Origin of the sequence: Luteipulveratus halotolerans (genome assembly GCF_001247745.1) — a bacterium.
GTDB lineage: Bacteria > Actinomycetota > Actinomycetes > Actinomycetales > Dermatophilaceae > Luteipulveratus > Luteipulveratus halotolerans.
In genome coordinates this window covers 1230723-1256627 of sequence record NZ_LAIR01000002.1, presented here as the reverse complement: position 1 = coordinate 1256627, position 25905 = coordinate 1230723, and the positions used below count along the sequence as shown (strand labels likewise).

Here is a 25905-nt window from a genome sequence, read left to right as displayed (position 1 = left end):
CCGGGGAAGTGACGTCGCAGCGTGTGACGTGAGCGGGTGGAGACCTCGCAGCCGGCCCGTGGGGCCGAGCTTGGGTCTAGAGGAGTCCGGGGATCACCTCTTCGGACTGCTCGGAGAAGGACTCCTCGGTGGCGGACAGGTACTCGTTCCAGGCGGCGGTGTCCCAGACCTCGACGCGAGCGCCCGCACCGATGACCGTGCAGTCACGGGACAGGCCGGCGTACTCACGCAGCACGGCCGGGATCGTGACCCGGCCCTGCTTGTCGGGGATCTCGTCGGAGGCGGCGGACAGGAACACGCGCTGGAAGTCGCGCACGGCTCGGCTGGTCACGGGCGTGGAGTTCATCGTCGTGGTGATGCGCTCGAACTCCGGCATCGCGAACACATAGAGACAGCGCTCCTGTCCGCGCGTGACGACGAGACCACCGGCGAGCTCCTTGCGGAACTTCGCCGGGAGGAAGAGGCGGCCCTTGTCGTCCAGCCGGGGCGTGTGCGTACCGAGAAACATCGGATGCCCACCTCCCTGACCGGATGAGTCGAGACCACTTCCTTCCAGTGCGCTCCACCGTACTCCACTTTGCACCACTTACCACACCCCACACGCCCGTTCCGGCGAGGTTTCCGAGTCGATCGAGATGCATCGCCGCAGGTCAGAGGCATGGGGGTGGACGGTGGTGCGTGAGTGGGTGAAATTCCGTCAGAAGCGCTGTCCGGGGTCGCTCAGCGCCGCCCTCCCAGGCCATGAACGCCGGAACGGGGCGCAGGTGGTGCGCCGGGTGGTGCGAAGTGGAGGAGGCCGGCGCCACCTGCGGACACCGGCCTCGCGCCCCGGGAGGTGACGCGGGCGTGCCGCCGGGAGAGAATGGTTCGGCCATCCAGGTAACGATCACGGCGCGGGAGCCCGATCGGACTCCGTACTCCCCGAGCATCAGGCAGGATCGACGTCATGCACTCAGGGCTTGAGACCGAGACATCGGCACGACGCGGGGGGACGAGCCTGGAGGAGCTGCGCACTGTCGCCGGCGACATCCATCGGGCGGTGTCCTCCGTCATCGAGGGCAAGGGCGACGTCGTACGCACTGCGGTGACGGTGCTGCTCGCCGAGGGCCACCTGCTCATCGAGGACGTCCCCGGCGTCGGCAAGACGATGCTCGCCAAGGCGCTCGCACGCTCGATCGACTGCCCGATGCGCCGCATCCAGTTCACGCCCGACCTGCTGCCCAGCGACATCACCGGCGTGAGTGTGTTCAACCAGGACTCCCGCGGCTTCGAGTTCCGGCCCGGCGCGATCTTCGCCAACATCGTCGTCGGCGACGAGATCAACCGCGCCTCGCCCAAGACTCAGTCGGCGCTCCTGGAGTGCATGGAGGAGGGGCAGGTCACCGTCGACGGCACGACGTACGACCTACGCCGGCCGTTCATGGTCATGGCGACCCAGAACCCCATCGAGATGGAGGGCACGTTCCCGCTGCCCGAGGCCCAGCGCGACCGGTTCATGGCGCGCATCTCGATGGGCTACCCCACCGCGGGCGCCGAGCTCGACATGCTCGACACCCACGGTGGCCGCTCACCGCTGGAGACCCTTCGACCCGTCACCGACGCGAGCACCGTGCAACGCCTCGCCGACCACGTGACGACGCTGCACACCAGCCCAGGGCTGCGCCAGTACATCGTCGACCTCGTGTCGGCGACCCGCTCCTCCTCAGCGCTGCGGCTCGGCGCGTCGCCGCGTGCCGGCCTGCAGCTGCTGCGGGCATCGCGGGCCCACGCAGCACTCGAGGGCCGCGACCACGTCATCCCCGAGGACGTCGCCGCCCTGGTCACCCCCGTCCTCGCCCACCGTGTGCTCCCGAGCGCCGAGACGCAGATGGCTCACCGGACGACGGCCGACGTGCTACACGACCTCGTACGCCGCGTGCCGGTGCCGACCGGCACACGCTGAGCGATGAGCGAGGACCGACCCCGCACCCTGACCGGGCGCGGGCGCGCACTGCTCACCTGTGGCATCACCCTCGTGCTCGGCGGAGTCCTGCTCGGCTTCCCCGACATCACCCGGATCGGGGTGCTGCTGGCCGCGCTGCCGCTGATCGCCCGGCTGCTCGCGAGGCGGCGGCCACCACGCCTCGGCATCGAACGCACGGTCTCGCCGTCACGGCTGCAGCCCGACGAGCGTGCCGAGGTGACCGTCGACTTCGCCAACCTCGGTGAGAAGTCCACGCCGCTCTACCTCGCCGAGGAGCGGATCGCCTACGTCCTCGGCGACCGGCCCCGGTTCCTGCTCCCCCGCCTGGAGTCCGGTGCGCGACGCCGCCTGACCTACCGCGTGCGCTGCCACGCCCGCGGCCGCCACGAGCTCGGCCCGATCGCACTGCAGCAGCAGGACCCGTTCGGGCTCACCCACGTCGACCTGATCGTGCAGTCCGTCGGCGAGGTCGTGGTCCTCCCCCGCATCGAGGAGCTCGGTGGCGGCCGCCCACCCGGGTCGGGCCTCGGCAACGAGGGCGAGACGCCGCAGATGGTCGCGCTGCACGGTGAGGAGGACGTCAGCATCCGCGCCTACCACGACGGCGACGACCTGCGGAAGGTCCACTGGCCGGCCACCGCTCACCGCGGCGAGATGATGGTGCGCCAGGAGGACCGGCCCGCACGTCGTTCGGCAGTGCTCCTGCTGGACTCCCGGCGCGAAGGGCACTCGGGCAGCGGCTCGCACAGCTCGTTCGAGTGGGCCGTCAGCGCGATCGCCTCCATCGCGGTCCAGCTCGACCAGAACGGCTACACCCTGCACCTCGCGGCGCGCGAGACCCTCCTGGACGGCACTGTCGACCAACCACGCTCGGCCGCCGAGGTGGTCGACATCCTCGCCGTCGCCGATCTCGGCACCGACCGTGAGCACGACCAGCTCGTCCAGGCCGCGCACGGCGTGACCGAGCGCGGCGGGAGCCTGGTTGCAGCGGTCAGCAACCTCGACGACCGCAGCGTGAGCGACCTCGCCGGCCTGCGTCAGCCCGGCACCTCGTCGTTGGCCATGGTCCTGGACGCGTCGGCGATCGGTGAGGGACGGCGTACGACGGGGCCCGTGGCAGTCGCCCACTGCGAGCTGCTCGGGTCCGCCGGCTGGCGCGTCGTACCCGTCACCTCGGGGATCACCGCACGCCACGCCTGGGAGAGCCTGACCCGGTCGGGCACGTTCGCGGTGGGTGCGCGATGAGCCGTGCACGGGGCACCGAGAGCGCTTTCGCCGCGCTGGCGGTCCTCATCGCGTCCTGGCCCATCACCACCCTGCTGATCGGCGGGCAGTGGGTCCGGCCCGTCCCCGTGCTCGTCCTCGTCCAGATGGCCCTCGGCATGGGCGGCCGCGCTCTCGGCCTGGGTCGCACGCTCGTCGCGTGCGTCCAGGTGGCCGCCGTCCTGCTCGGGACGCTGGCGCTTCACCTCGGAGACCACCTCGCCCCGGGACGCTGGGCCGACCTCCCCGGCGCGATCGGCGACCTGTTCGCGGGCGCTGCTGACACGCTGTCGCAGTACGCCGCACCCGCGCCCGCGACGCCCGGTGTCGTCTTCGCACTGACGCTGATCGTCCCGCTCATCGGCGTCCTCGTCGACGTGCTCGCGGTCTCGCTCCGCATGCCGGCCGTCGCCGGGCTCCCGCTGCTGGCGCTGTTCCTCCTCTCGACGTCCAACACAGGATCGGCGCTCAACCCGGTCTACTTCGTCGCGCTCGCCGCCGCCTGGCTGCTGATGCTCGCCCGCGGCGGCCTGCAGCTCATGCGGCGGTGGTCCTCCGCCGAGGCGTACGCCCGCCAGCCCGAGCGCATCGAGGACCGACTCGGCCTCGCCGGCTACTCCTCAGTCGCACGCGGCATCGGCATCGCCACGGTGGCCCTGGCCGTGGTCCTGCCTGCGTTCATCCCGCACCTGCCGCCGCGCTACATCTCCGACGGGCTTGCGCGATCCACGTCGGGCAACGGCAGCGGCGTGGGGTCGGTGGGCTTCTCCGACCGCCTGGACCTCACCCAGAACCTGCGCAGCCGCAACCAGGACCCCGTCCTCAGCTACACCACCAACGACCCCGAGCCCCCGCCGCTGAGGGCGTTGTCGATGTCGCTGTACTCCGGCGGCGACTGGGTCCACGACGATCCCCCGCGCGAGCGCCCCGGTGCCAACCAGGAGCGGCTCCCCGCCCCTGAGGGTCTCGGCGCTCAGCCGCAGACGCTCTACCGCAGCCAGGTCACGGCCAACGGTGTCGACTCGCCGTACGTCGCGGTCCCGTGGCCGGTCACGTCCGCGGACTTCGGCGGGACCGCGTGGACGTACGAGCCCGGGGCCGCGATGCCACGGGTGTCCGAGCGCCCGGATCGCTACACCATCACCTACACCACCCTGCGCGCCAACGCCCGCCCGACGAGCCCGCGCGCCGGGGACGCCGGCGTCGCACCCGCCACGCTCGCGGTCGACCCGTCCTCGTCCGAGCGCGTCCGCACCACCACGGCCGACGTCGTCCGCCCTGGTGACAGCGACTTCACCAAGGCGGTCAAGATCCAGGACTGGCTGCGCGACCCCTCGCGCTTCACCTACTCCTTGACGCTCAAGCCGACCCAGACGGTTGACGGCCAGCGCCTGGACCCGATCAGCAACTTCCTGCAGACCCGTCAGGGCTACTGCACCCAGTTCGCGACCGCCATGGTGATGATGGCCCGGTCGCAGGGCATCCCCGCTCGGCTGGCCGTCGGCTTCCTCTCCGGCGTGGCCGAGGGCGCCACCTACGAGGTGCGCCAGTCCGACGCCCACGCCTGGCCCGAGCTCTACTTCCCCGGCCTCGGCTGGACCCGCTTCGAACCCACGCCCGGCGTGCGGTCCGGCACCGTCCCGGCGTACGCCACACCGTCGACCGATGCCGGCTCGACCGGCGCCGGTCGCGAGGAGGACGAACCGACGGACACCGCGACCTCGACAGCACCGACCACCTCCGCAGTCGCACCCACGACGACGCAGGCCGCCCCGCCGGCGGCCCCCGAGAAGTCAGTCCTGCAGGACAGTCGACTCTGGTGGACCCTGCTGGTCCTGGTCGCCGGCGCGATGGGTGCTGTCGTGCTCCCGCTGGCGGCCCGGTGGCGGCGCGACCAGCCGTTGCGCACCGCCTCCGACCCGCGCGAGCAGGTCGAGGGCGAGTGGCAGGCGCTGCAGTCCCGCCTGGACGACCTCGGCGTCCAGGCTCCGCACGGCCGCACACCGCGGCAGATCGAGCAGCACTACCGTCACCAGGCCACGCTGGGAGGCGAGGGTCGCGCCGCACTGCACCGGGCCGTACGCACGCTCGAGGCCGCCCGCTACGCGCCGCCGTCGGACGAGACGCGCACGCTGCACGGCGACGCCGACCGCATCCTGCGCGAGGTACGCAGCAACGCGTCGTGGCCGACCCGTACCTCGGCAGCGCTCACCCCGCGGACCGGCCGCCGGGTCGTCGCCGACCTCGTCCGCCGCGCAGTCGGTGCGCCCGGCGCCTGGTGGGACCGCCGACGCGGCGACTGACCGACCCGTACGCAGCAGCGCCCGGCTCCCCTGCGGGAACCGGGCGCTGCTGTGTGTGACTCGTCAGTCGAGGTAGTCGCGCAGGACCTGGCTACGCGACGGGTGACGCAGCTTGCTCATCGTCTTGGACTCGATCTGGCGGATCCGCTCGCGCGTCACGCCGTAGACCTTGCCGATCTCGTCGAGGGTCTTGGGCTGACCGTCGGTCAGACCGAAGCGCATGGACACCACACCGGCCTCGCGCTCGGACAGCGTGTCCAGGACCGAGTGCAGCTGCTCCTGCAGGAGCGTGAAGCTCACGGCGTCCGCGGGTACGACGGCCTCGGAGTCCTCGATGAGGTCACCGAACTCGGAGTCGCCGTCCTCGCCCAGGGGCGTGTGCAGCGAGATCGGCTCGCGACCGTACTTCTGGACCTCGACGACCTTCTCCGGGGTCATGTCGAGCTCCTTGGCGAGCTCCTCGGGCGTGGGCTCGCGTCCCAGGTCCTGCAGCATCTGGCGCTGCACGCGGGCGAGCTTGTTGATGACCTCGACCATGTGCACCGGGATGCGGATGGTGCGTGCCTGGTCGGCCATCGCGCGGGTGATCGCCTGACGGATCCACCAGGTCGCGTAGGTCGAGAACTTGTAGCCCTTGGTGTAGTCGAACTTCTCGACCGCACGGATCAGACCCAGGTTGCCCTCCTGGATGAGGTCCAGGAAGAGCATGCCGCGGCCGGTGTAGCGCTTGGCCAGCGAGACCACCAGACGCAGGTTGGCCTCGAGCAGATGGTTCTTGGCCCGCTTGCCGTCCTGGGCGATCCACCACAGCTCGCGCTTGAGCTTCATCTCGATCTTGTCGCCGGAGTTGAGCTTCTCCTCGGCGAACAGGCCGGCCTCGATGCGCTTGGCGAGCTCGACCTCCTGCTCGGCGTTGAGGAGCGCGACCTTGCCGATCTGCTTGAGGTAGTCCTTGACCGGGTCCGCCGTCGCACCGGCCGTGACGACCTGCTGGGCGGGCGCGTCGGCGTCGTCGTCCTGACGCAGGACGAAGCCGCCGGTCTCGGTCTCGGGCTCCTCCTCCTTGGCAGGTGCCTCGGTCTCCTCCGGCTCATCGCCGGCAGTGGGCATCAGGTCGGCCGCGGCGGCCTTCTTGGCGGCGGCCTTCTTGGCAGCGGCAGCGGTCGGCGCTGCTGCCGGCGCGGCGGCCTTCTTGGCGGCGGCCTTGGTGGTCGACGCCTTGGCCGCGGTCTTCTTGGCGGGCGCGGCCTTCTTGGCCGGCTTGTCGTCGTCGGTGCTCGTCGCTGCAGGCTTCTTGGCCGCCGCCTTCTTGGTGGTCCGAGTCGCCTTCTTGCGCGTCGCGGTCGCCGCGACGGCCCGCTGTGCGGTGTCGGGGTCGAGCGTCACGCTGACGCCGTGCTGCTCGAGCGCGCGCAGCACGGTCTTCATCCGCTTGGGCTCGATCTCGGCGGTCTCGAGGGCGTGCTTGAGCGCCAGGCTGTCGACAGAACCGTGGGTCTGACCCGCACGCATCAGCTCCTGCAGGGCAGGGTGGGCGAACTCGCCCGGCAGGGCGGGGGCCGGGGTCTCAGCGGGGGTCTTCGACACTGGTGTCAACGGGCTACCTTCCGGGGTACGTGCGGTGTCGTGCCGAGGGCAGCACGACAAGGGCCGTCGACATGCGACGGCGACCTGGGTGGCGGGTTGTGGAGCGGGTGCTCATCGTCCGGAGTGCGGTCTCCGGCGAGCGCTCCACGACCATTATAAAACCGAACCGCCGCCTCTTTGGACCAACGGCACTCACACGTAGGGCATTCCCGCAGTTCAGGGCGCCTTGACAGCCAGCACGGGGCACGCCGCGTCGAGCAGAATGCGTTGCGCGTTGGACCCCAGGATCAGCTTGCCGACCGGGGTCCGCCGGCGCAGACCGATGACGATCAGCTCGGCGTCGACCTCCTCGGCAGCGGCGATGATGTCCTCAGCCGGGTCGGCGTTGTGGGTGAGCGCCCGCAGCTCGGCCTCGACGCCCTCGGCTCGCGCCCGCTCGAGGGCCTGCGCGAGGTAGGGCTCGTCGGACTTCTTGGCCCGTGAGTCGAGCACGAGCAGCCTGGTCGAGCGAGTGCTCGCCTCCTGGACCGCACGGTCCAGGGCAGCGTGCCCCTCCTTCGTCGCGACGTATCCGACCACCACTGTCACGGAGGACCTCCTCGTCCGGACGCGACCGCCGCCGGTCGCCGTGCCTCGACGCTACCGGACCGGCGCCCGCTCCTGGGAGACCTCAGCCCAGAGCGGTGCTCAGAGCACGCGCGATCTGATCGGTCTCGATCAGGAAACCGTCGTGGCCGTGCGGCGACCGCACGACATGAACGTCACCGGTGCCGTGTGCCGCCACCAGCTCCTCTGACAAGGACACGGGGAACAGGCGGTCGGAGTCGACCGCGATGACGTGCAGGCCGCCGTCGTACGACGACAGTGCCGCGGCCATCCCGCCGCGGCCGCGACCGATGTCGTGCGTGGCCATCGCGCGGGTCAGCGCGACATAGGTGCCGGCGTCGAAACGGCCGACGAGCTTGGCGGCGTGGTGGTCGAGGTAGCCCTCGACCGAGAACCGACCGCCCCGCAGGGGCTGCTCACCGGCCTGCTCGACGACGCCGAATCGGCGGTCGAGCTCGTCGGCGCTGCGGTAGGTGGTGTGGGCGATGCGTCGCGCGAGGCCGAGTCCGTGCGAGGGCACGACACCTCGGTCGTAGTAGTCGCCGCCGTAGTAGTCGGGGTCGCCGGTGATGGCCAGGATCTGCGCCTGTCCCCATGCGATCTGGTCGGCCGCAGCGACTCCGGCGCTTGCGATGACCGCGGTGTCCTGGACACGGTCGGGGTAGGACGCAGCCCACTCGGCTGCGCGCATGCCACCCATCGACCCACCGACGACCAGACGCCACCGGTTGATCCCGAGCAGATCGGCGACCTGAGCCTCGGCCGCGACCTGGTCGCGCACGCTGATCTGCGGGAATCGCGAGCCCCAGGGCCGCCCGTCCGGCGCCGGGCTCGACGGGCCGGTGCTGCCACGGCAGCCACCGAGAGCATTGGTGGCCACCACGAAGTAGCGGTCGGTGTCGATGGCGCACCCCGGCCCGACGACCCCCGGCCACCACCCTGCTGTGGGCTGACCCGGGCCTGCCGCTCCGATGACATGCGTGTCGCCGGTGAGGGCGTGCTCGACCAGGACGGCATTGGCGCGGTCCGGCGCGAGCCGTCCCCAGGTCTGGACGGCGATCGTGGCCTCCGGAAGCGTCTCGCCGCTCTCCAGTGCCTGCGGCCCGATCCGGACCCCGAACGCGTCCGGGTTGCTGCCGGGAGGCAGCGGCTCGAGCACGTCAGGGCGCACACCGGTCGGTCGTCGGCTCAGCACTGTCACGGTGTCGCTCCCTGGTCAGGGGCCACATCGGCGCTGGCCCCGCGCTTGTCGGACCACCTGCAGGCCCGACCCTGTCCTCACCCGGGGCACCCCACCGCGGTGGAGGGTTGCCGCTCAGCCAGCCGGGGCTTGTCGCTGAGACTCTTGACGAGACCTGACGTTAGCAGCGGCGCGACACAGTCCCAACTCTCACAAGGCGATCTCTCGGGGGCTGGACCGCAGGTCCTGCGGACGGACACCGAGGCTCATCGCGTGGAGCACCAGCTCGGCCATCCGGGCCGGTCCGGCCTCGGCAGCGCGCTCGAGCGCGACCCCGGCCAACGCTCCGTTGCCGTGGACCCAGCACCAGTAGCCCAGCAGGGTGCCGGTGCCGGTGACCCAGTCCTCCGGAGTGATCGTGACGAGCTCTTGCAGCCGACGCGTGACCCGGACGACCTGGACGTCGTGCTCGACGCCGCCGCGTTGATCGGGTCGTCGCCAGGACGGCGTACCGATCGCCCGGGTCAGCGCCGTGCGCAGCCACGGGTCGGCGGCAGGCAGGTCGAGCGCGTCAGGGGTGAGCCAGCCCATGAGGTCATCGCGCAGCGGCAGGTCCAGCAGCGAGCGCGTCGCGATGCTCAAGACCTCCACCGGGAGCGCCGCAACCGGCGGCGCCGTGTCACCCGCGTCGACGACGGCCGCCCACGCTGCGGCGAGCCGTGCGCTGCTCACCTCACCCGGCTCCGCCGCCCGCACGGCAGCGGTGACCAGCGGGTGCCCAGGGCACACGCTGGCCGCCAGCGCGGCGCGGTCGGCGTACACCTCGATCTCGCGCAGGACCTGGTCGGCGACGGCGGGGACGCGGTCAGCGGTGGGAACGGGCCGGCTGGGGCCGAGATCGCAGCGACCGCACCCGCAACGCTGGAGGCGCCACCGGCCGTCGGCGACCAGCACCTCGTGCGCGGGGACGCCCATCTCGTCCGCGATGAGGGCGACCAGCTCGCTCACGTGCTCGTGGTCGTCGAACCCGATGACGTCGACCCGTTCGAGAGGGACGCGCTCCATCTGGTCGGCCACCGTCATGGCCACCGCGGCGAGGTCCGCAGCGGACGCGGGCACGTCGACGCGGGAGGTCGGACCGACGCCGGTGGCAGTGGTCGCGACCACCACCACCGACCGCGCAGGGACGAATCCGAGGAGGTAAGGAACGTAGGCGACCAGCTCTCCGAGGCCGCGCAGCTTGGCTGTCATGGACCGCAGCCTCGTGGGCTGCAGCCGTCACGTGCCATCGGGACGGGCCCTCCTGTGGACAGGCGTCCGCAGCGCAGGGACCTGTGGTCAGCGCACCCGCTCGCTGCGCACGGTCCGCTCGCGCGACTTCTCCCAGGCCAGGAAGTCATCGGTGTCGCGCACGAGCGCGCTCGCGAACCAGGCGAGCACCACCGCGTCATCCGCGAGTCCGACGACCGACAGCACCGCCTCCGGCAGCAGGTCGACCGGCGAGACGATGTACGCAGCCGCGCCGACGAGCGCAGCGAGGTGCAGGGGCGTGCACCCGTCGTACTCACCGGACACAGCCGCTCGCACCATCCGCGGCACCGCAGCGAGGCGGGTCGGGACGCTCGGCGCACCCGGTGCGCTGGCCGCACGGACGGCGGCGTTGAGCTGGCGCATCGCGCCCCACTGCATCGAACGTGGACGTGGTGTCGGCATCTGAGCTCCTTCGTGCGGACTCCCCCGAGCCCGTAACACGTGGTCAACGACGCGGCTGCTGCGGACATTCCGCCGAGCGCTCACGCGACCGGCGGGAACTCCTTCTTGGCGCCGCCCGCGATCTTGTTGGCGAGGTAGAGGTCGAGGCCGGCCCCGATCACACCGCCGACGACCGGGATGCCCTTGCCGAGCTTGGCGAAGAGCTTGCTTCCCATCTGCCCGATGAGGCGGAACCCCACAGCCTTGTTGATGACCATCAGGGCGGGCGCCGGCAACCGCTGGGCGGCGAGGTTGGCGAGGCGGCCGGTGCTCACCACGCCGGCCTTCTTGAGCAGGTCGTTGGTGTCACCGCCCACCAGCGTGAGCAGCACGGCGGACCGCAGCTCGGGCTGGTCGATGTCGTGACCGCGGACCGCTGCGATCGCGGCCGTCATCCGGGTCGCCAGGAGATAGAACCCGAGGACGTTGGCGGGCATCGCGACGGGCAGGGTCACGAACCCACCCAGTCCCGTGAGAAAGCCGCCTGCTGCCACGAGCCGGCGGTGGTCGCTGATGATCTCCTCGACGGCCTTGTCGGCGTTGCCGCCGTGCTTGGCCAGGGCGTCCTGGGCCACCTTGCGCGCCGAGTCGAACCCGGCCTTGCCCTCGAACCCGATGTCGAGGAGACGCAGCGAGAGGTTGGAGGCCGCCTTGTCGAGGGGACCGTCGTCCAGTCGAGGCGGCACGGGCTGGGCGGGCTTCTTCTTCCCTAGTCCGAACATGGGCGTCATCCTGCCAGTCCTGCACGCCTCGACCCAGCGTCCACGTGGCGAGCCTCGCGAGGAGATCGCGCGCGCCCGCGGCGTACGGTGACGCCATGCCCGCTCCTCGCGACGAGAACCCTGCCTTTGCCGAGTACGCCCACCCCGAGCGCCTCGTGAGCACTCAGTGGCTCGCCGACCGTCTCGCCTCTCCCGCGCCCGATCTCGTCGTGCTCGAGTCGGACGAGGACGTCCTGCTCTACGACACCGGCCACATCCCGGGCGCTCTCAAGCTCGACTGGCACACCGACCTCAACGACCCGGTGACCCGCGACTACGTCGACGGCGCGCGGTTCGCTCAGGTGATGTCCGAGCGCGGCATCGCCCGTGACACGACCGTCGTGATCTACGGCGACAAGAGCAACTGGTGGGCCGCGTACGCCCTGTGGGTCATGACGCTGTTCGGTCATGAGGACGTCCGGCTGCTCGACGGCGGCCGGGCCGCCTGGCAGGCCGAGGGACGCGAGCTCACCCGCGACGTCCCGACGGTGTCGCCGGTCGACTACCCGGTGGTCGAGCGCGACGACGCACCGATCCGTGCGTTCCGCGACGACGTCCTGGAGCACCTCGGCAAGCCGCTGGTCGACGTCCGCTCCCCCGGCGAGTACTCCGGCGAGCTGCTGCACATGCCCGACTACCCGCAGGAGGGCTCGGTCCGCGGCGGGCACATCCCGGGCGCGAGGTCCGTGCCGTGGGCGCGGGCGGCGCAGGAGGACGGCCGGTTCAAGGCGCGCGCCGAGCTGGCCGCGATCTACGAGCAGGAGCAGGGCCTGGCCGCTTCCGACGAGGTCGTCGCCTACTGCCGCATCGGTGAGCGCTCCTCGCACACGTGGTTCGTGCTCACCCACCTGCTCGGGTTCGAGCACGTCCGCAACTACGACGGCTCGTGGACCGAGTGGGGCAACTCCGTGCGTGTCCCCGTCGAGCAGGGAGCGCCGGCGTCGTGACCGACCTGCCCGCTCCCCTGGCCGAGCTCATCGAGGACTTCGAGGCCGTCGGGCCCAAGGACCGCCTGCAGCTGCTGCTCGAGCTGAGTGAGGAGCTCCCCGAGCTGCCCGAGAGGTACGCCGACGCCGACCTCGAGCAGGTGCACGAGTGCCAGTCGCCCCTGTTCCTCACGGTCGAGGTCGATGGCAGTACGCCGGACGCTCCCGTCTCCCTGTTCTTCAAGGCTCCGCGCGAGGCGCCGACGACACGCGGGTTCGCCGGGATCCTGCACACCGGACTGGACGGGCTGCCCGCATCGCAGGTGCTGGCGGTGCCGGACGACGTGGTCTTCAGGTTCGGGCTGGCCGAGGCCGTCTCACCCCTGAGAATGCGCGGCATGGTCGCGATGCTCTCGCGAATCAAGCGGCAGATTCGTGACAAGGTGTCCGGGTGACTTTCCGGCCCACCACGATGCGTTAGGTTTCGCCCATGTCCAGTACTCCCAGTAAGGCCAAGCTCGGGGCAGCCGGCGGCCTGATCCTGCTCGGTCTCATCCTCCTGATCGTCGGGCTGCTCTCCGGCGGCTCGGTCAAGCTGCACGGCTTCACCAACGGCCAGCAGGTCGATGCCAAGGACTCCGGCTTCTCGGTGTTCAGCAACGACCAGGCGGCCCGGTCCGCGGTCACCTGCACGGCGACCGTCAACGGTGAGCAGAAGACGCTGCTCCGACCGGCCGAGGACTTCTCGGTCGAGGCGGACGGCACCAAGTACTGGGAGATCGCCCGCAGCACCGACGACATGAAGGCCGGCGCCTACCCGGTCTCGTGCGAGGGCAAGGACGGCATCTCCACCTTCGTCGGCCCCAAGGAGGGCAAGGCCGGCAACGGCGCGCTGCGCATGCTCGGTCTGGTCCTCGGCCCGATCCTCCTGCTCGCCGGCCTGGCGCTGCTCGCGATCTCGCTGATGAAGAAGAAGCCTGCGACCGCGGGCGGCTACGACCAGCAGGGTCAGGGCTACGGCCAGCAGGCGTACGGCCAGCAGGCGGGCGCGTACAACCAGCAGGGTTACGGCCAGCAGCAGGGTTACGGCGACCAGTCCTACGGCCAGCAGGGCGGCTACTACAACCAGCAGGGCTACGGCCAGGGTTACGGCGACCAGTCCTACGGCCAGCAGGGCGGCTACAACCAGCAGGGCTACGGCGACCAGTCCTACGGCCAGCAGGGCGGCTACAACCAGCAGGGCTACGGCCAGGGTTACGGCGACCAGAGCTACGGCCAGGGATACCAGCAGGGCTACGGCGACCAGTCCTACGGCCAGCAGGGCGGCTACAACCAGCAGGGCTACGGCCAGCAGGGCTACGGCGACCAGCAAGCCCAGCCCGCGAGCCAGGACCACGACGCACCGACCCAGGCCGTGCGCCCGGTCGAGGGTGACAACGTCCACGAGCAGCCGACCACGGCCACCCCGGTCCAGGACGACCAGCAGCAGGGCGGACAGTCCGGCGGCTCCTCGTCGTGGCAGCCGGGCGACCAGGGCAAGGGCAACAGCTGACCCGACCTCCCGCCGACGTCACCCCGCACCGTGCATCGGTGCGGGGTTCGTCGTCTGCACCCCCGCTGTACGCCATCGCCATCACCGCCGACGGCAGCGCCGGCGCCGTGGTCAGGGCCGACGGCGAGGACACGACCACGGTGGTCTCCGGCCCGCTGGAGACACTCGTCGCCGAGGTGGCGCGGATCGAGGTCGCCGCTGCTGTGCGGTGGGTGTGGTGGCACCGACGGGCGGTCGCGCCGCTCGTGGCCGCAGACGTCCGTCTCAGTCGATGCTGGGACGTGCAGGAGGTCCACCGGCTGGTTGTCGGCGGCTGGTCGGCCGAGCCCGACGAGGTGTGGGCGGCTGCGCACGCGCTCGATCCGCAGGCGCGCCCCTCCGGACCGACCGGCGACCTGTTCGACCTGACTCGCCCTGACGAGCCGGTCGTCCGCGACGACGGCTTCCTCAGCGCCCGCTGCCTCGAGCCCTCATGGCCGTCCGGCCTGCAGGACTGCGAGCAGTGGGCCGAGCTGGCACTGGTCGTCGCCCGCCGTCAGCAGGACCTGATCCGTGCACGTTCGGCGAGGGCGGTCTCGACGGCCCACAGCGAGTCCGGAGCCGCCGTGCTGTGCGCCGAGCTCGAGCAGCACGGTCTGCCGCTGGACCGCGCGACGATGGAGCAGCTGATCACGCTGGCGGCCGGGCCTCGTCCCGAGTCCGAGGCCCACGCAGCAGCGCTGCGGCGCGAGCGCGACGAGCACGTGCTGCGTCACGTCCCCGGTCGAGAGCGCACCGATCTGCGCAACCCGGCCCAGGTGCTCCAGCTGCTGCACGCCATCGGTGTCCGCGTGGATGACACGCGGTCCTGGCGGCTGGAGCCCTACCGCGCCATGCACCCGGTGGTCGAGGCGCTGCTCACCTGGCGCAAGTCTGAACGCATCGCGACGACCTACGGCTGGTCCTGGCTGGACCGGTTCGTCGGCCCCGACGACCGGCTGCGCGGCGAGTGGACCGTCTGCGACGGCGGCGCAGGTCGGATGACCGCGGGCGCTGGCCTGCACAGCCTCCCCGCTCCCCTGCGGCCCGGCGTCGCCGCCCACGACGGCCACGTCCTGGTCCGTGCTGACCTCGGGCAGGTCGAACCCCGAGTGCTGGCAACGGTTTCGGGCGACCGGGCCTTCGCTGCGGCGACGGTCGCCGACGACCTGTACGCCGACGTCGCCGCTCGGCTGCGCATCGAACGCCCCGTGGCCAAGATCGCGGTGCTGGCAGCGATGTACGGCCAGACCTCCGGAGCGGCCGGCGAGGCGTTGAAGGGTCTGCACGCGGCGTACCCCACCGCCATGGCGTTCCTCCAGCGCGCAGCGGACCAGGGCGAGCGCGGCGAGGCGGTGATGACGTGGGGCGGACGGCTGATCCCGGTGAGCGAAGGCGGCGACGCCGGACGTCGGAGGGCGGTCGGGCGCTTCACCCGCAATGCGGTGATCCAGGGCGCCGCGGCCGAGCTCTTCAAGGCCTGGGCGCTCACGGTCCGCGCCGCGATCAGCGGACTGGGCGGCGAGATCGTGCTGTGCCTGCACGACGAGCTCGTGCTCCACGTGCCCGAGCAGTACGCCGACGAGGCCGTCGCGGCCGTGCACCGGACCCTCGCGTCAGCGACCCACCACTGGTCGGGCGGTGCGCCCGTGCGGTTCGTCGCGGACGTCAGCGTGGTTCAGCGCTGGTCGGAGGCGAAGGACTGAGCGCCCTCAGGGCTGCTTCCGCAGCATCTGCAGGCTCGCGTCGACCAGCCCGACCCTGGGCAGCGAGCCGACCTCGTCGAGCGGGATCCAGCGGGCCTCGTCGGTGCTCCCGCCGACCTCCGCCGTGAGCTCGCCACCGACGACCGTCGCGGCGAACACGACACGGATGCCCTTGAGCGGCCGGTTCTCCCCTCGGAGCCGCTCGTCGGCCCCGATCACCACGGTGTCGACACCGAGCAGCGGCCCGAGCTCGACGTCGTAGCCGCTCTCCTCGCGCAGCTCGCGCACGGCTGCCTCCTCGACCGTCTCCTGGAACTCGACTCCCCCGCCGGGCATCGTCCACTGCGGGGTCTGTCCGCCGTTCCACAGGGAGAGCAGCACGCGGTCGCGCTCATCGATGATCAGCGCGTACGCCGCGAGCCGGGTGTCGTAGTCGCGATAGTCCACGACGGGGAGGTTAGCCCCTGGCCGCGAACAGGCCTGCTACCGAAGGAAGTCGGGGCCGGCGTCCTCGTCGGTCTCGTCGTCGGCGGTCTCCTCGCGCAGGAACGCCTCGAGCTGCTCGCCGATCTCGTCGGCGGACGGCAGCTCGGCCATCTCGGTCGCGAGCAGGCTCTTGCGCTGGCGGCCCTCGTGGAAGGCGTCGTACTGCTGCTCCAGACCCGAGACCACCTGGGTGACCTCGTCGTTGTCGGCGATCTGGCGCTGGATGTCGGCCCGGTTGAGGCCGGCGGCAGCCGCCAGGTCAGCGACCGGGATGGCCAGACCGGTCTGGGCGTGGATCGCCTCCAGCGCTGCCACCGCGGCGTCACCGAACTCGACCTGCGCGAGGTAGTGCGGCACGTGCAGCGCGAAGCCGACCGCGTCGGTGCCGGACTCGCCGAGGCGCAGGTGCAGCAGCTGCTCCAGGCTTGCCGGGATCTGCACGGCGCCGAACACCGGGTCGTTCTCGGGGATCAGGCTGCGGTCAGTGGCATAACGGGTCATGCCGACCGGGCGGGTGTGCGGGACACCCATCGGGATGCCGTGCGCGCTGATGACCAGGCGCACGCCGAGCATCCGGATCAGCTGGCGGACGGCCTCGATGACCCGCTCCCACTGGTAGTCGGGCTCGGGGCCGTAGAGCACGTAGAACGGCGTGCCCTCCTCGTCGACCACGCGGTGCAGCAGCAGCGTCGGGTCGTCGTACGCGGCGATGTGGTCGCGGTCGAACGTCATGACGGGCCGACGGCCGCGGTAGTCGAGCAGCTGGTCGATGTCGAACGAGGCGACGACCTGGCTGTCGAGGGTCTCGAGGATGTGGTCGGTGAGGAGCTTCTGAGCCTGACCGGCATCGATGAGCCCACCGAACGACACGATCATCGTGGAGGCTCGCAGGTCCTCCTGCGGCGTGTCGGTCTCCAGCTGAAAGAGCTGCGACGGGTCTTGCACTGGTCTCTCCTGTGCCTGGTCTGACGGACTTCGGTCTCCCCCTCACCAACGCCCGAGGCTGCGGAGCGATTCCCGACGTCCGGACCAGCCGCGGCGCGGCTCAGCCCGCGACGACGTCGTCGTGACCGAGGTCACGCAGCGCCGTACGCAGCCGGTCGGCGTTGGCGGCCAGCACCTGCTGGTCCTCACCGTGGGTCACGATCTTGAACAGGTCGAAGTCGGCGATGCTGGTGGTGGGCCAGACGTGCACGTGCAGGTGCGGCACCTCGTACCCCATCACCATCAGGCCGGCGCGCTCGGCGCTGAAGGCGCTCTTCTGGGCCAGGCCGATCTGCTTGGCCACGCGAGTGAGGTGGGCCAGGACGTCGTCCTCGGCGTCGGTCCACTGGTCGACCTCGGCGCGCGGCACCACGATGGTGTGGCCGTCGGTGAACGGGTCGATCACCAGGAAGGCGACACACACGTCGTCCTTCCAGACGAAGTGCCCGGGGATCTCGCCGTCGATGATCTTGCTGAACAGGGTCGCCATGCGGGCGAGCCTAGTCACAGCGCATCCATCGCCTTGTAGACCCGCTTCTCCGAGATCGGGTAAGCCGTGCCGAGCCGTTGGGCGAACAGGCTCACCCGCAGCTCCTCGACCATCCAGCGCAGCTCGGTGACCTCCGGCGCAGTACGACGCTCGGCCGGCAGCTCGCGCAGCAGCGCCTGCCGCTCCTCCTCGACCCGCGCGACCACCTCGGCCCGCTGCCGGTCACGGGCCATGTCGGCCGGAGCCTTCTCCAGCCGCTCCAAGAGCCCGCGCAGATAACGGTCCAGGTGCCGCAGCCGACCGAACCCGGTGAGCGCGACGAAACCGGCAGGTACGAGGGCGTCCAGCTGGGCGCGTACGTCGTCGCGCAGGGCCGCCACCGACGGCTGGGTCATCCGCCCGAGTGCGAGGTCGACCTGCCGGTAGTGGTCGAGCACGGGCACGAGCAGGTCGACGACCTCGATGACCTTGGGCACGACCTGCTGGCGTACCGACCGCAGCGCTGCGTCGAACGCGTCCGGGGTGCGTACGTCTCCCCCGGGCTCGTCGGCCACCACGGCGTCGACGGCGCAGGCCAGCGCGTCGTCCAGGAGCTCCTGCATGTCGCCGTGCGGGTTGCTGCCGAGCGCGAGCCGCTGGGTGTTGGTGAGCAGCCCGAGGATGCGCTTCCAGGGCACCTCGGTGTTGAGCAGGATCAGTCGTCGTACGCCGAGCCGCGTGGCCGACTCGCTGGCCGAACGGCTCGGCAGCACCTCGACCGCGACGGAGTCACCGTGGTCGACGACGGCAGGAAAACCCTGGATCGTCTGCCGTCCCTGCTTGCGCTCGAACGTTTCCGGCAGGTCGCCGAAGGCCCACTGCCGCAAGCCTTCTCGTTCGACCGATGCAGCGGCCTTCGCCATCGTCGTACGCACCGTGCCAGCCAGCTGCTCCTGCAGCACGCTGAGGTCCTTGCCCTCGCCGAGCGGCCTGCGGCGCCGGTCCTCGACCCGGAAGGTCATGCGCAGGTGGTCCGGCACGCGCGTCCAGTCCCACTCGTCGACCGGGAGGCGTACGCCGGTGCGGCGGGTGAGTGCGTCCGCGAGCTCGTCCGTGATCGACCCGTTCGCCGGATCTGCCTGTGCCAGAGCGGCTCTCGCGTGGTCAGGGGCGGGGACGAAGTTGCGCCGGGTGGCCTTCGGGAGCGACTTGATCAGCGCCACCGCGAGCTCCTCGCGCATGCCGGGAACGAGCCAGTCGAATCCGTCGTCCTCGACCTGGTTGAGCTGTTCGACGGGGATGTGCACGGTCACACCGTCGGCGTCCTCACCCGGCTCGAACTGGTAGGTCAGCCGCAGTCGCAGGCCGCCCTGCCGCCACGACTTGGGGTACTGCGACTCGTCGATCGCCGCGGCCTCGTCGCTGACGAGCAGGTCCTCGCTGTAGGTCAGGAGCGACGGCGTCTCACGCGAGGCCTTCTTCCACCAGGCGTCGAAATGCGTTGCGGACACGACGGACTCGGGGATCCGCTCGTCGTAGAACTGCACCAGCGTCTCGTCGTCGACGAGCAGGTCACGCCGACGCGCACGGGCTTCGAGGTCGGCGAGCCGGTCGAGCAGCGCGCGGTTCTGCTGGAAGAACGTGTGATGGGTGTCCCAGTCGCCCTCGACCAGCGCGTGCCGGATGAACAGCTCGCGCGACTCGTGCGGGTCGACCCGGCCGTACGGCACCTTGCGGCCGGCAACCAGCGGTACGCCGTACAGCGTGACGCGCTCGAGCGCGACCGCGCTCCCCTGCTTGCGCTCCCAGTGGGGCTCGGCGTACGACCGCTTGACCAGGTGGGCAGCAGCGCGCTCGACCCACGCCGGGTCCGTGCGAGCGTTGACGCGCGCCCAGAGGCGGGTCGTCTCGACGAGCTCGGCCGACATCACCCAGTCGGGCTGCCTGCGGAACAGCGTGGAGCCCGGCTGGATCGAGAACCGCGCGTTGCGCGCCCCGAGGTAGTCGCGCCGGTCGCGGTCACGCAGGCCGACGTGCGACAGCAGACCGGTGAGCAGCGCCTGGTGGATCGCGTCGGGCGAGGCGTCGTTGTCACTCGTCGTCAGGCGTTGCTGCTTGCACGCCTGCTTCAGCTGGGTGTGCAGGTCCTGCCACTCACGGATGCGCAGGTAGTGGAGGTACTCGCGCTTGCACATCCGCCGGAACGCGCTGCCGCTGAGCTCCTGCTGCTGCTCCTTGAGGTAGCGCCACAGCGCCAGGTAGGACATGAAGTCGCTGTGCTCGTCCTTGAACCTGGCGTGCTGCTGGTCGGCCTGCGCCTGCGCGTCGGCGGGCCGCTCGCGGACGTCCTGGATCGACAGGCCCGCCACGATCACCAGCACCTCTCGCAGCGAGCCGTTCTCGGCGGCCGCGACGAGCATGCGTCCCATCCGCGGGTCGACCGGCAGCGCTGCGAGGGTGCGCCCGTACGACGTCAGCCGCTTGCGCGGGTCCACGGCATCAGGGTCGAGGGCGTGCAGCTCCTCGAGCAGGCGTACGCCGTCGGTCACCTGCCGTGCGTCCGGCGGGTCGACGAACGGGAACCGTGCCACGTCGCCGAGGCCGAGCGAGGTCATCTGCAGAATCACCGACGCCAGCGACGTACGCAGGATCTCGGGGTCGGTGAACTCCGGCCGAGCGTTGAAGTCGTCCTCGGAGTAGAGCCGGATGCAGATGCCCTCGGCCACGCGGCCGCAGCGCCCTGACCGCTGTGCGGCGGACGCCTGCGACACCGGCTCGATCGGCAGCCGCTGCACTTTGGTGCGCTGGCTGTAGCGCGAGATGCGCGCGGTGCCGGTGTCGACGACGTAGCGGATGCCCGGAACGGTCAGCGACGTCTCGGCGACGTTGGTGGCGAGGACGACCCGGCGTCCGCTGTGCCGGCTGAACACCCGGTGCTGCTCAGCCGCTGACAGGCGTGCATAGAGCGGCAGGATCTCGGTCTGCGGCAGGTCCAGGCCGCGCAAGGCCTCGGCCGCGTCACGGATCTCGCGCTCGCCGGAGCAGAACACGAGCACGTCCTGCGAGCGTCCGTCCGCCGGCGTCTCGGTCCACAGCTGCTCGACCGCCTCGACGATCCCGGTGACCTGGTCGACGTCGACCTCGACGTCGCCGTCAGTGCGCACGAGTGGCCGATAACGGACCTCCACCGGGTACGTGCGGCCCGAGACCTCGATGATGGGCGCCGGAATCCCTTGTGCTGCGAAGTGTTCGGCGAACTTCTCCGGGTCGATCGTCGCGGAGGTGATGATCACCTTGAGGTCGGGACGGCGCGGGAGCAGCTGCTTGAGATAGCCCAGGATGAAGTCGATGTTGAGCGAGCGCTCGTGGGCCTCGTCGATGATGATCGTGTCGTAACGACGCAGGTCGCGGTCTCGCTGCATCTCCGACAGCAGGATGCCGTCGGTCATGACCTTCACCAGCGTGTCCTGGTTGGCGTGGTCGGTGAAACGCACCTGGTAGCCGACCTGCTCGCCCAGCTCGACGTCGAGCTCCTCGGCGATGCGCTCGGCGACCGAGCGAGCTGCGATCCGGCGTGGCTGGGTGTGCCCGATGGTGCCTGCCACTCCCCGACCCAGCTCGAGGCAGATCTTCGGCAGCTGCGTCGTCTTGCCTGACCCGGTCTCACCGGCCACGACGACGACCTGGTGGTCACGGATCGCGGCGGCGATCTCCTCGCGCGCCGCCGAGACCGGCAGCGCCTGCGGATAGCTGATCTCGGGGACGAGTCCGCGCCGCCGCTCCTCGCGGGCGATGCGCTGCTCGTCGGTCTCGCGCGGACGTCGGGAGTCCGACGGGCCTCGGCGTCCCCACGAACGGGGTCGACGACGCCCCGAGGGCGCGTCGTCGCGCCGTCGGCGGTCCCGGCTGTCTCGGCGAGAGGAGGGCTGGTCGTTCATGGCGTCGTTCAGTCTGTCAGGGGTGCGGGACCTCGACGAATACTGGCCGACCTCGCCGGGGGTCGGTCAACAGGTTTGTGAACGTCGTCGGGTTGCGCGAGAGCGACACCAGCAGGTTGCCGCTGCGCAGCCGGATCTCGGGATGAGCCAACGGCTGGTACCGCACGAAGCCGTTGTGCTCGTCGTACGCGAACGGCGTCTCGGACGCGAGCGTCCACGGGCCGACGGGCGAGGCTGCCGTCCAGACGCCGATCGTGGCGCCGAACTCGCCACCCCGCTTGGACACCAGGACGAACCGGCCGTCGATGCGATGCACTGAAAATGCTTGTGACACACCGGGACTCGCCGACAAGACGGGGCGCGCCCAGCCCGGGTCCTCCTGCCACTGGCGACCGTCGTAGAACTGCCAGGCAGGAAAGCTGCGCATCTGCTCGAGTCGCACGCGGGCGACCAGCGCCGACTTCGCGACCTGCCCTGGCGCCTGCTGGCTGCCGTAGACGTAGAGCCAGTCGCCGTCGACGACCTGGGCAGCACCCCAGTTGACCGCCCGCGGGTCGTGGTTGTCGGGTGTGAGCGTCGTCATGTGCTCCACGACCGGTCGGCCGCCCACTGGCACCCGGATCTCGGCGAGCGACGCCCCGAGGTAGGTGAAGTCGAGCAGACCGTGGTGGTCCTGCTGGACCCGCGAGCAGATCACCGACACCGAGTCACCGCCCATCGCCTTGCGCGCGAGGACCGACGTCGGCCAGCACGCCTGACCGGTTCGTTGCAGATCGAGCACGGGCGCACCCGAGGACCCCGCCACCGGTGTGAAGCAGGTGCCCGAGCTCACCAGCATCGAGTTGGCCACGATGCCCGGCTGAGCACCCTTGGCCCGCAACGTGTCTCCGAACACCCACAGCAGCCGGCCGTCCGAGAGCGGGGCCGTCGCACCGACGTCGCCCGCGCGCCAGTCGGGCAGGCTGATGCCCTGCATCGCCCGGTTGAGGGTGGCCACGTCGTAGCCGCCGGCGACCGGCTGGGTCGAGCACGACGCCTCGGCCGTGCTCGACGGGCTCGGCGTACCGGCGACACCCAGCGCACCGTCCACGCGCCCAGGCACCTGCAGCTCCAGGTCGGGCTCGGGCTCGGCGCACGCACTGACGGCCGCGAGGACGGCTGCACACAGCACGAGGACCGTACGACGGACGCGCGGCCTGAGCATGGCCACCAGGCTAGCCAGGCCGCGCGCCGCGTACGGTCAGTAGGCGTAGGCGAGCAGGTCGGCGAACAACGCCTCGGCGTCCACCTCGTGCCCCTTGGAGGTGAACCACGCGGCCACGTTGCGGCAGTCGCGGTGCAAGAACTCCATGCCCTGCGGGTTGCCCACCACGTCGACCGCCTCCGGGAGGTCGATCACGACGAGCCGCTCCCCCGCCGCCAGCAGGTTGTACGCGGACAGGTCACCGTGGGCGTACCCGGCCCGCACCAGCCCGATCATCGCCTCGCGCAGCTGCTCGAACCATGTCGCGAGCATCGCCGGCGTCGAACGGGCCTGCGCGAGCCGCGGTGCGCCGGCGCCGTCCGGGCCGGTGACGAACTCCATCAGGATCTCGGTGCCGTCGACCTGGACCGGGTAGGGCACCGGGATGCCGTCGGACCAGAAGGTCTTCAGTGCCTCCCACTCGGCCCACGCCCACTGCCCTGCCGCGACGGCGCGGCCGTACTCGCTGCCTTTGGCCAGCGCTCTGGCGTCACGGCTCTTACGGGTACGACGGCCCTCGGTGTAGGAGGTGCTGCGGTGGAACGTGCGGTGGTCGGTGCTGCGGTAGCGCTTAGCGGCCATGACCACGGTGCGACCGGCGTCGTTGGTCGAGGTGCGCTCCAGCAGGAAGACGTCGGCTTCCTTGCCGGTCTTGAGGACGCCGAGCTCGGTGTCGATCGCGGACGCGTCGGTCACGACCCAGTCGGGTCGTGGCTCCGGTCCGCGGCAGAGCCGCTCGATGCTGTCCCAGGTGGACCATCGCTGCCCCTCGCCGGGGTCGTCGACGGCCTGGAAGTCGAAGGTGAAGAACGGGTCGAGCGCGGACTCAGTCTCGCGCTCCGGTGTTGCTGATGACATACGTGCTCCGAACGAAGAGGAAGGACGGCGTGCTGGGCAGGCCGATGACCGTCGTGGACATGTCACTGCTCCTCTCGATCGGGGCGCGCCGGATCAGCGCGCTCGTACTCCGCGGGCAAGGTTGGTACAGACCTCTGCTCGCGCGCAACAGGTTTTCGTTCAGTTCAGTCCTCGCCGCGCCGCCAGCCCCACGGCCGGCCGGCGTGCAGCCACGGCGCGAGCGCGCGCGTCATCGCCGGCAGCAGCAGGTAGGTCATGACGGGCGTGAGCATCGCCGTCAGCACCAGCACCCGGAGCACGACGTTCCAGTCCTGGATCAGGTGGCCGATCGTGACCGTGGCGAGCAGGTTGAGCGGGAAGAACGTCATCCAGATGATCAGCGCCTGCTTCCACCGCGGCGGAGCGGGTGGCGTGGACGGAGCGGTGACCAACGTCTGCAACGACACGTCGACCGGCTCGTCGAACCAGCCCTCCACTCCCGTACGCCGCTCGGCGAGGGTGTGCTCGACCAGACCCTCTCCCGAGCGCAGCCACCAGGAGCGCTCGGCCGAGCCTTCCCAGCGGTGCAGGCTCTCCTCGTCGGCGAAGCGGTAGAGCATGTGCCACTCGTCGGAGTCACCGGTCGGTCGGACCCAGCCGCAGCCCAGGAATCCGGGGAACCGCTCGGCCATCGAGGTGCCCGCGCGCACCCAGGCGAGCATCGCGGTCTCATCGGTCGCACTGACGCGACGGGTGATCGACACGGTCACGCTGTGGCGGCGTGACTCGGTGGCGGGCAGCGGGATCTCGGTGATGGACATCGCTGCTCATTGTCTCGCGGGCTGAGACGTGGTCCGGGCCATCGAGCCCGTGGCCTTGCTCACCTGCCGAAAGTGCAGCTCGTGCCGCCTCCCGTCGCGGGAGGCGGCACGAGTCGCACTGTCGGCGTACGACGACGCGGGGCGCCGTCGTACCGGCCCTCAGGCCTTCGCGGCCGTGAAGCCCTGCTCCAGGTCGGCGACGATGTCGTCGATGTGCTCCAGCCCGACCGACAAACGCACCAGCCCGGGCGTCACGCCCGCAGCGAGGCGGTCCTCGTCGCCGCCCTGGCTGTGCGTGGTCGATGCGGGGTGGATCGCCAGCGACCGCACGTCACCGATGTTGGCGACGTGGGAGTGCAGGGTCAGGCTCTGCACGAACTTCTGACCGGCCTCGACGCCGCCCGCGATCTCGAACGCGAGCACGGCACCGGCGCCCTTGGGGGTGTACTTCTGCGCGAGCTCGTGGAACTCGTTGTCCGGCAACGACGCCCAGCGCACGGACTCGACCTGCTCATGGCCCTGCAGGAACTCGGCGACCTTGTGGGCGTTCTCGATGTGGCGCTCGACCCGCAGGCTGAGCGTCTCCAGCCCCTGCGCGATCAGGAAGGCGTCGAACGGTGACGTCGCCGGCCCGAGGTCGCGCAGCAGCTGGACGCGCGCCTTGAGGATGTAGGCGAGGTTGGCCCCGAGGTCGCTGCCCACGCCGAGGTCGCGCGCATAGACCAGGCCGTGATAGCTCTCCTCCGGCGTGTTGAACCCCGGGAACTTCTCGGGGTTCTTGGCGTAGTCGAACGTGCCGCCGTCGACGATGACACCGGCGATCGTGGTGCCGTGGCCGCCGAGGTACTTCGTCGCCGAGTGCACGACGACGTCTGCGCCGTGCTCGAGCGGACGCAGGAGGTAGGGCGTCGCGATGGTGTTGTCGACCACGAGCGGTACGCCGACCTCGTGCGCGACCGCGGCCACGGCCTCGATGTCGAGGACCTCACTCTTGGGGTTGGAGATGGTCTCGCCGAAGAACACCTTGGTGTTGTCCTTGACCGCCGCACGCCACGACTCGGGGTCGCGGGTGTCCTCGACGAAGGTCACCTGGATGCCGAGCTTGGGCAGTGTGTGCTTCAGCAGGTTGAACGTGCCGCCGTACAGCGAGGGGCTGGCGACGACGTGGTCGCCGGCCTCGGCGACGTTGAGGATCGCGATCGTCTCTGCGGCCTGACCGGAGCCGAGCAGCAGCGCGCCGACACCACCCTCAAGGCTGGCGATGCGCTGCTCGACCGCGTCCTGGGTGGGGTTCATCAACCGCGAGTAGATGTTGCCGAACTCCTTGAGCCCGAACAGGTTCGCGGCGTGCTCGGCGTCGTTGAAGACGTACGACGTCGTCTGGTAGATCGGCAACGCCCGGGCACCCGTGGTCGGGTCCGGGGTCTGACCGGCGTGGATCTGGCGGGTCTCGAAGGACCAGCTGGGGGTGGCGTCGTCAGTCATCGATGCACTCCTCGTCGACGGTTCG

At 70.7% G+C, this 25905-nt stretch carries 22 protein-coding genes and 1 riboswitch; of the genes, 7 read left to right on the top strand and 15 right to left on the bottom strand.

The features are described 5' to 3' along the window. Positions 1-76: 76 nt before the first annotated feature. Entirely contained in the window at positions 77-508 is a 432-nt protein-coding gene (gene mraZ / locus VV01_RS06515; protein ID WP_050669183.1) for a division/cell wall cluster transcriptional repressor MraZ, read from the bottom strand. Positions 509-946: 438 nt separating this feature from the next. On the opposite strand from mraZ, the gene VV01_RS06510 reads away from it, so the two are divergent. Genes VV01_RS06510 through VV01_RS06500 form a run of 3 tightly spaced genes read left to right on the top strand, consistent with a single transcriptional unit; the run spans position 947 to position 5529 of the window. Next, positions 947-1942 carry an AAA family ATPase gene (locus tag VV01_RS06510; RefSeq protein WP_050669182.1) on the top strand — a complete coding sequence of 332 codons (996 nt, stop codon included), beginning with the start codon at positions 947-949 and terminating at the stop codon, positions 1940-1942. A 3-nt stretch (positions 1943-1945) separates the two neighbouring features. Then, positions 1946-3208: a DUF58 domain-containing protein gene (locus tag VV01_RS06505; RefSeq protein ID WP_050669181.1), complete on the top strand. Its 1263-nt coding sequence runs from the start codon at positions 1946-1948 to the stop codon at positions 3206-3208. Then, positions 3205-5529: a transglutaminase family protein gene (locus VV01_RS06500; protein ID WP_050669180.1), complete on the top strand. Its 2325-nt coding sequence runs from the start codon at positions 3205-3207 to the stop codon at positions 5527-5529. Before VV01_RS06505 ends, VV01_RS06500 begins: the two co-directional genes overlap by 4 nt. Positions 5530-5592: 63 nt before the next feature. Here the strand turns inward: VV01_RS06500 and VV01_RS06495 are convergent, their stop codons facing one another. From VV01_RS06495 to VV01_RS06470, 6 genes are all read right to left on the bottom strand, one after another. Next, complete coding sequence (locus tag VV01_RS06495) at positions 5593-7041, bottom strand: RNA polymerase sigma factor (RefSeq protein ID WP_082221183.1); 1449 nt, start codon at positions 7039-7041, stop codon at positions 5593-5595. A gap of 291 nt (positions 7042-7332) precedes the next feature. After that, the gene (locus VV01_RS06490; protein ID WP_050669178.1) at positions 7333-7704 is read right to left on the bottom strand and encodes a universal stress protein; all 372 of its coding nucleotides are present in this window, start codon (positions 7702-7704) and stop codon (positions 7333-7335) included. An 82-nt stretch (positions 7705-7786) separates the two neighbouring features. Next, a complete protein-coding gene (metX, locus tag VV01_RS06485) occupies positions 7787-8923 on the bottom strand; it encodes a homoserine O-acetyltransferase MetX (RefSeq protein ID WP_231635172.1) in 1137 nt (378 codons plus the stop codon). A gap of 36 nt (positions 8924-8959) precedes the next feature. Continuing rightward, positions 8960-9073: riboswitch (SAM riboswitch) on the bottom strand. A gap of 39 nt (positions 9074-9112) precedes the next feature. After that, a complete protein-coding gene (locus VV01_RS06480) occupies positions 9113-10153 on the bottom strand; it encodes a DUF4192 domain-containing protein (RefSeq protein ID WP_050669176.1) in 1041 nt (346 codons plus the stop codon). Between the two features lie 87 nt (positions 10154-10240). Further along, complete coding sequence (locus VV01_RS06475) at positions 10241-10615, bottom strand: YkvA family protein (protein ID WP_082220849.1); 375 nt, start codon at positions 10613-10615, stop codon at positions 10241-10243. 80 nt (positions 10616-10695) lie between these two features. Continuing rightward, positions 10696-11376, bottom strand: a complete 681-nt coding sequence (locus tag VV01_RS06470) for an EcsC family protein (protein WP_050669174.1) — start codon at positions 11374-11376, stop codon at positions 10696-10698. 95 nt (positions 11377-11471) lie between these two features. Between VV01_RS06470 and VV01_RS06465 the strand changes: the two genes are divergently transcribed. From VV01_RS06465 to VV01_RS06450, 4 genes are read left to right on the top strand one after another with little or no spacing between them, the layout of a single operon-like run. Next, positions 11472-12362, top strand: a complete 891-nt coding sequence (locus VV01_RS06465; RefSeq protein ID WP_050669173.1) for a sulfurtransferase — start codon at positions 11472-11474, stop codon at positions 12360-12362. After that, on the top strand, positions 12359-12796 hold the full coding sequence (locus VV01_RS06460; RefSeq protein ID WP_050669172.1) for a SufE family protein: 438 nt from the start codon (positions 12359-12361) through the stop codon (positions 12794-12796). The genes VV01_RS06465 and VV01_RS06460 overlap by 4 nt, the downstream gene beginning before the upstream one ends. Before the next feature lie 35 nt (positions 12797-12831). Then, positions 12832-13893, top strand: a complete 1062-nt coding sequence (locus VV01_RS23800) for a hypothetical protein (RefSeq protein WP_050669171.1) — start codon at positions 12832-12834, stop codon at positions 13891-13893. A 38-nt stretch (positions 13894-13931) separates the two neighbouring features. Then, positions 13932-15617, top strand: a complete 1686-nt coding sequence (locus tag VV01_RS06450; RefSeq protein WP_231635171.1) for a DNA polymerase — start codon at positions 13932-13934, stop codon at positions 15615-15617. A 6-nt stretch (positions 15618-15623) separates the two neighbouring features. Here the strand turns inward: VV01_RS06450 and VV01_RS06445 are convergent, their stop codons facing one another. From VV01_RS06445 to VV01_RS06410, 8 genes are all read right to left on the bottom strand, one after another. Beyond that, a complete protein-coding gene (locus VV01_RS06445) occupies positions 15624-16064 on the bottom strand; it encodes an NUDIX hydrolase (RefSeq protein WP_050669170.1) in 441 nt (146 codons plus the stop codon). Positions 16065-16100: 36 nt separating this feature from the next. Beyond that, on the bottom strand, positions 16101-17048 hold the full coding sequence (locus VV01_RS06440) for a PAC2 family protein (protein ID WP_050669169.1): 948 nt from the start codon (positions 17046-17048) through the stop codon (positions 16101-16103). Between the two features lie 100 nt (positions 17049-17148). Next, a complete protein-coding gene (locus VV01_RS06435; RefSeq protein WP_050669168.1) occupies positions 17149-17577 on the bottom strand; it encodes an HIT family protein in 429 nt (142 codons plus the stop codon). Between the two features lie 14 nt (positions 17578-17591). Beyond that, on the bottom strand, positions 17592-21494 hold the full coding sequence (gene hrpA, locus VV01_RS06430) for an ATP-dependent RNA helicase HrpA (protein WP_082220848.1): 3903 nt from the start codon (positions 21492-21494) through the stop codon (positions 17592-17594). A 16-nt stretch (positions 21495-21510) separates the two neighbouring features. Continuing rightward, positions 21511-22698 (bottom strand): DUF4185 domain-containing protein, encoded by a 1188-nt coding sequence (locus VV01_RS06425; protein ID WP_157508766.1) that lies wholly within the window; start codon positions 22696-22698, stop codon positions 21511-21513. Positions 22699-22734: 36 nt separating this feature from the next. Beyond that, complete coding sequence (locus tag VV01_RS06420) at positions 22735-23595, bottom strand: serine protein kinase RIO (RefSeq protein ID WP_050669166.1); 861 nt, start codon at positions 23593-23595, stop codon at positions 22735-22737. Positions 23596-23759: 164 nt separating this feature from the next. Then, a complete protein-coding gene (locus VV01_RS06415) occupies positions 23760-24395 on the bottom strand; it encodes an antibiotic biosynthesis monooxygenase (RefSeq protein WP_050669165.1) in 636 nt (211 codons plus the stop codon). A gap of 159 nt (positions 24396-24554) precedes the next feature. Beyond that, on the bottom strand, positions 24555-25880 hold the full coding sequence (locus VV01_RS06410; RefSeq protein ID WP_050669164.1) for a bifunctional o-acetylhomoserine/o-acetylserine sulfhydrylase: 1326 nt from the start codon (positions 25878-25880) through the stop codon (positions 24555-24557). Positions 25881-25905 lie beyond the last annotated feature (25 nt).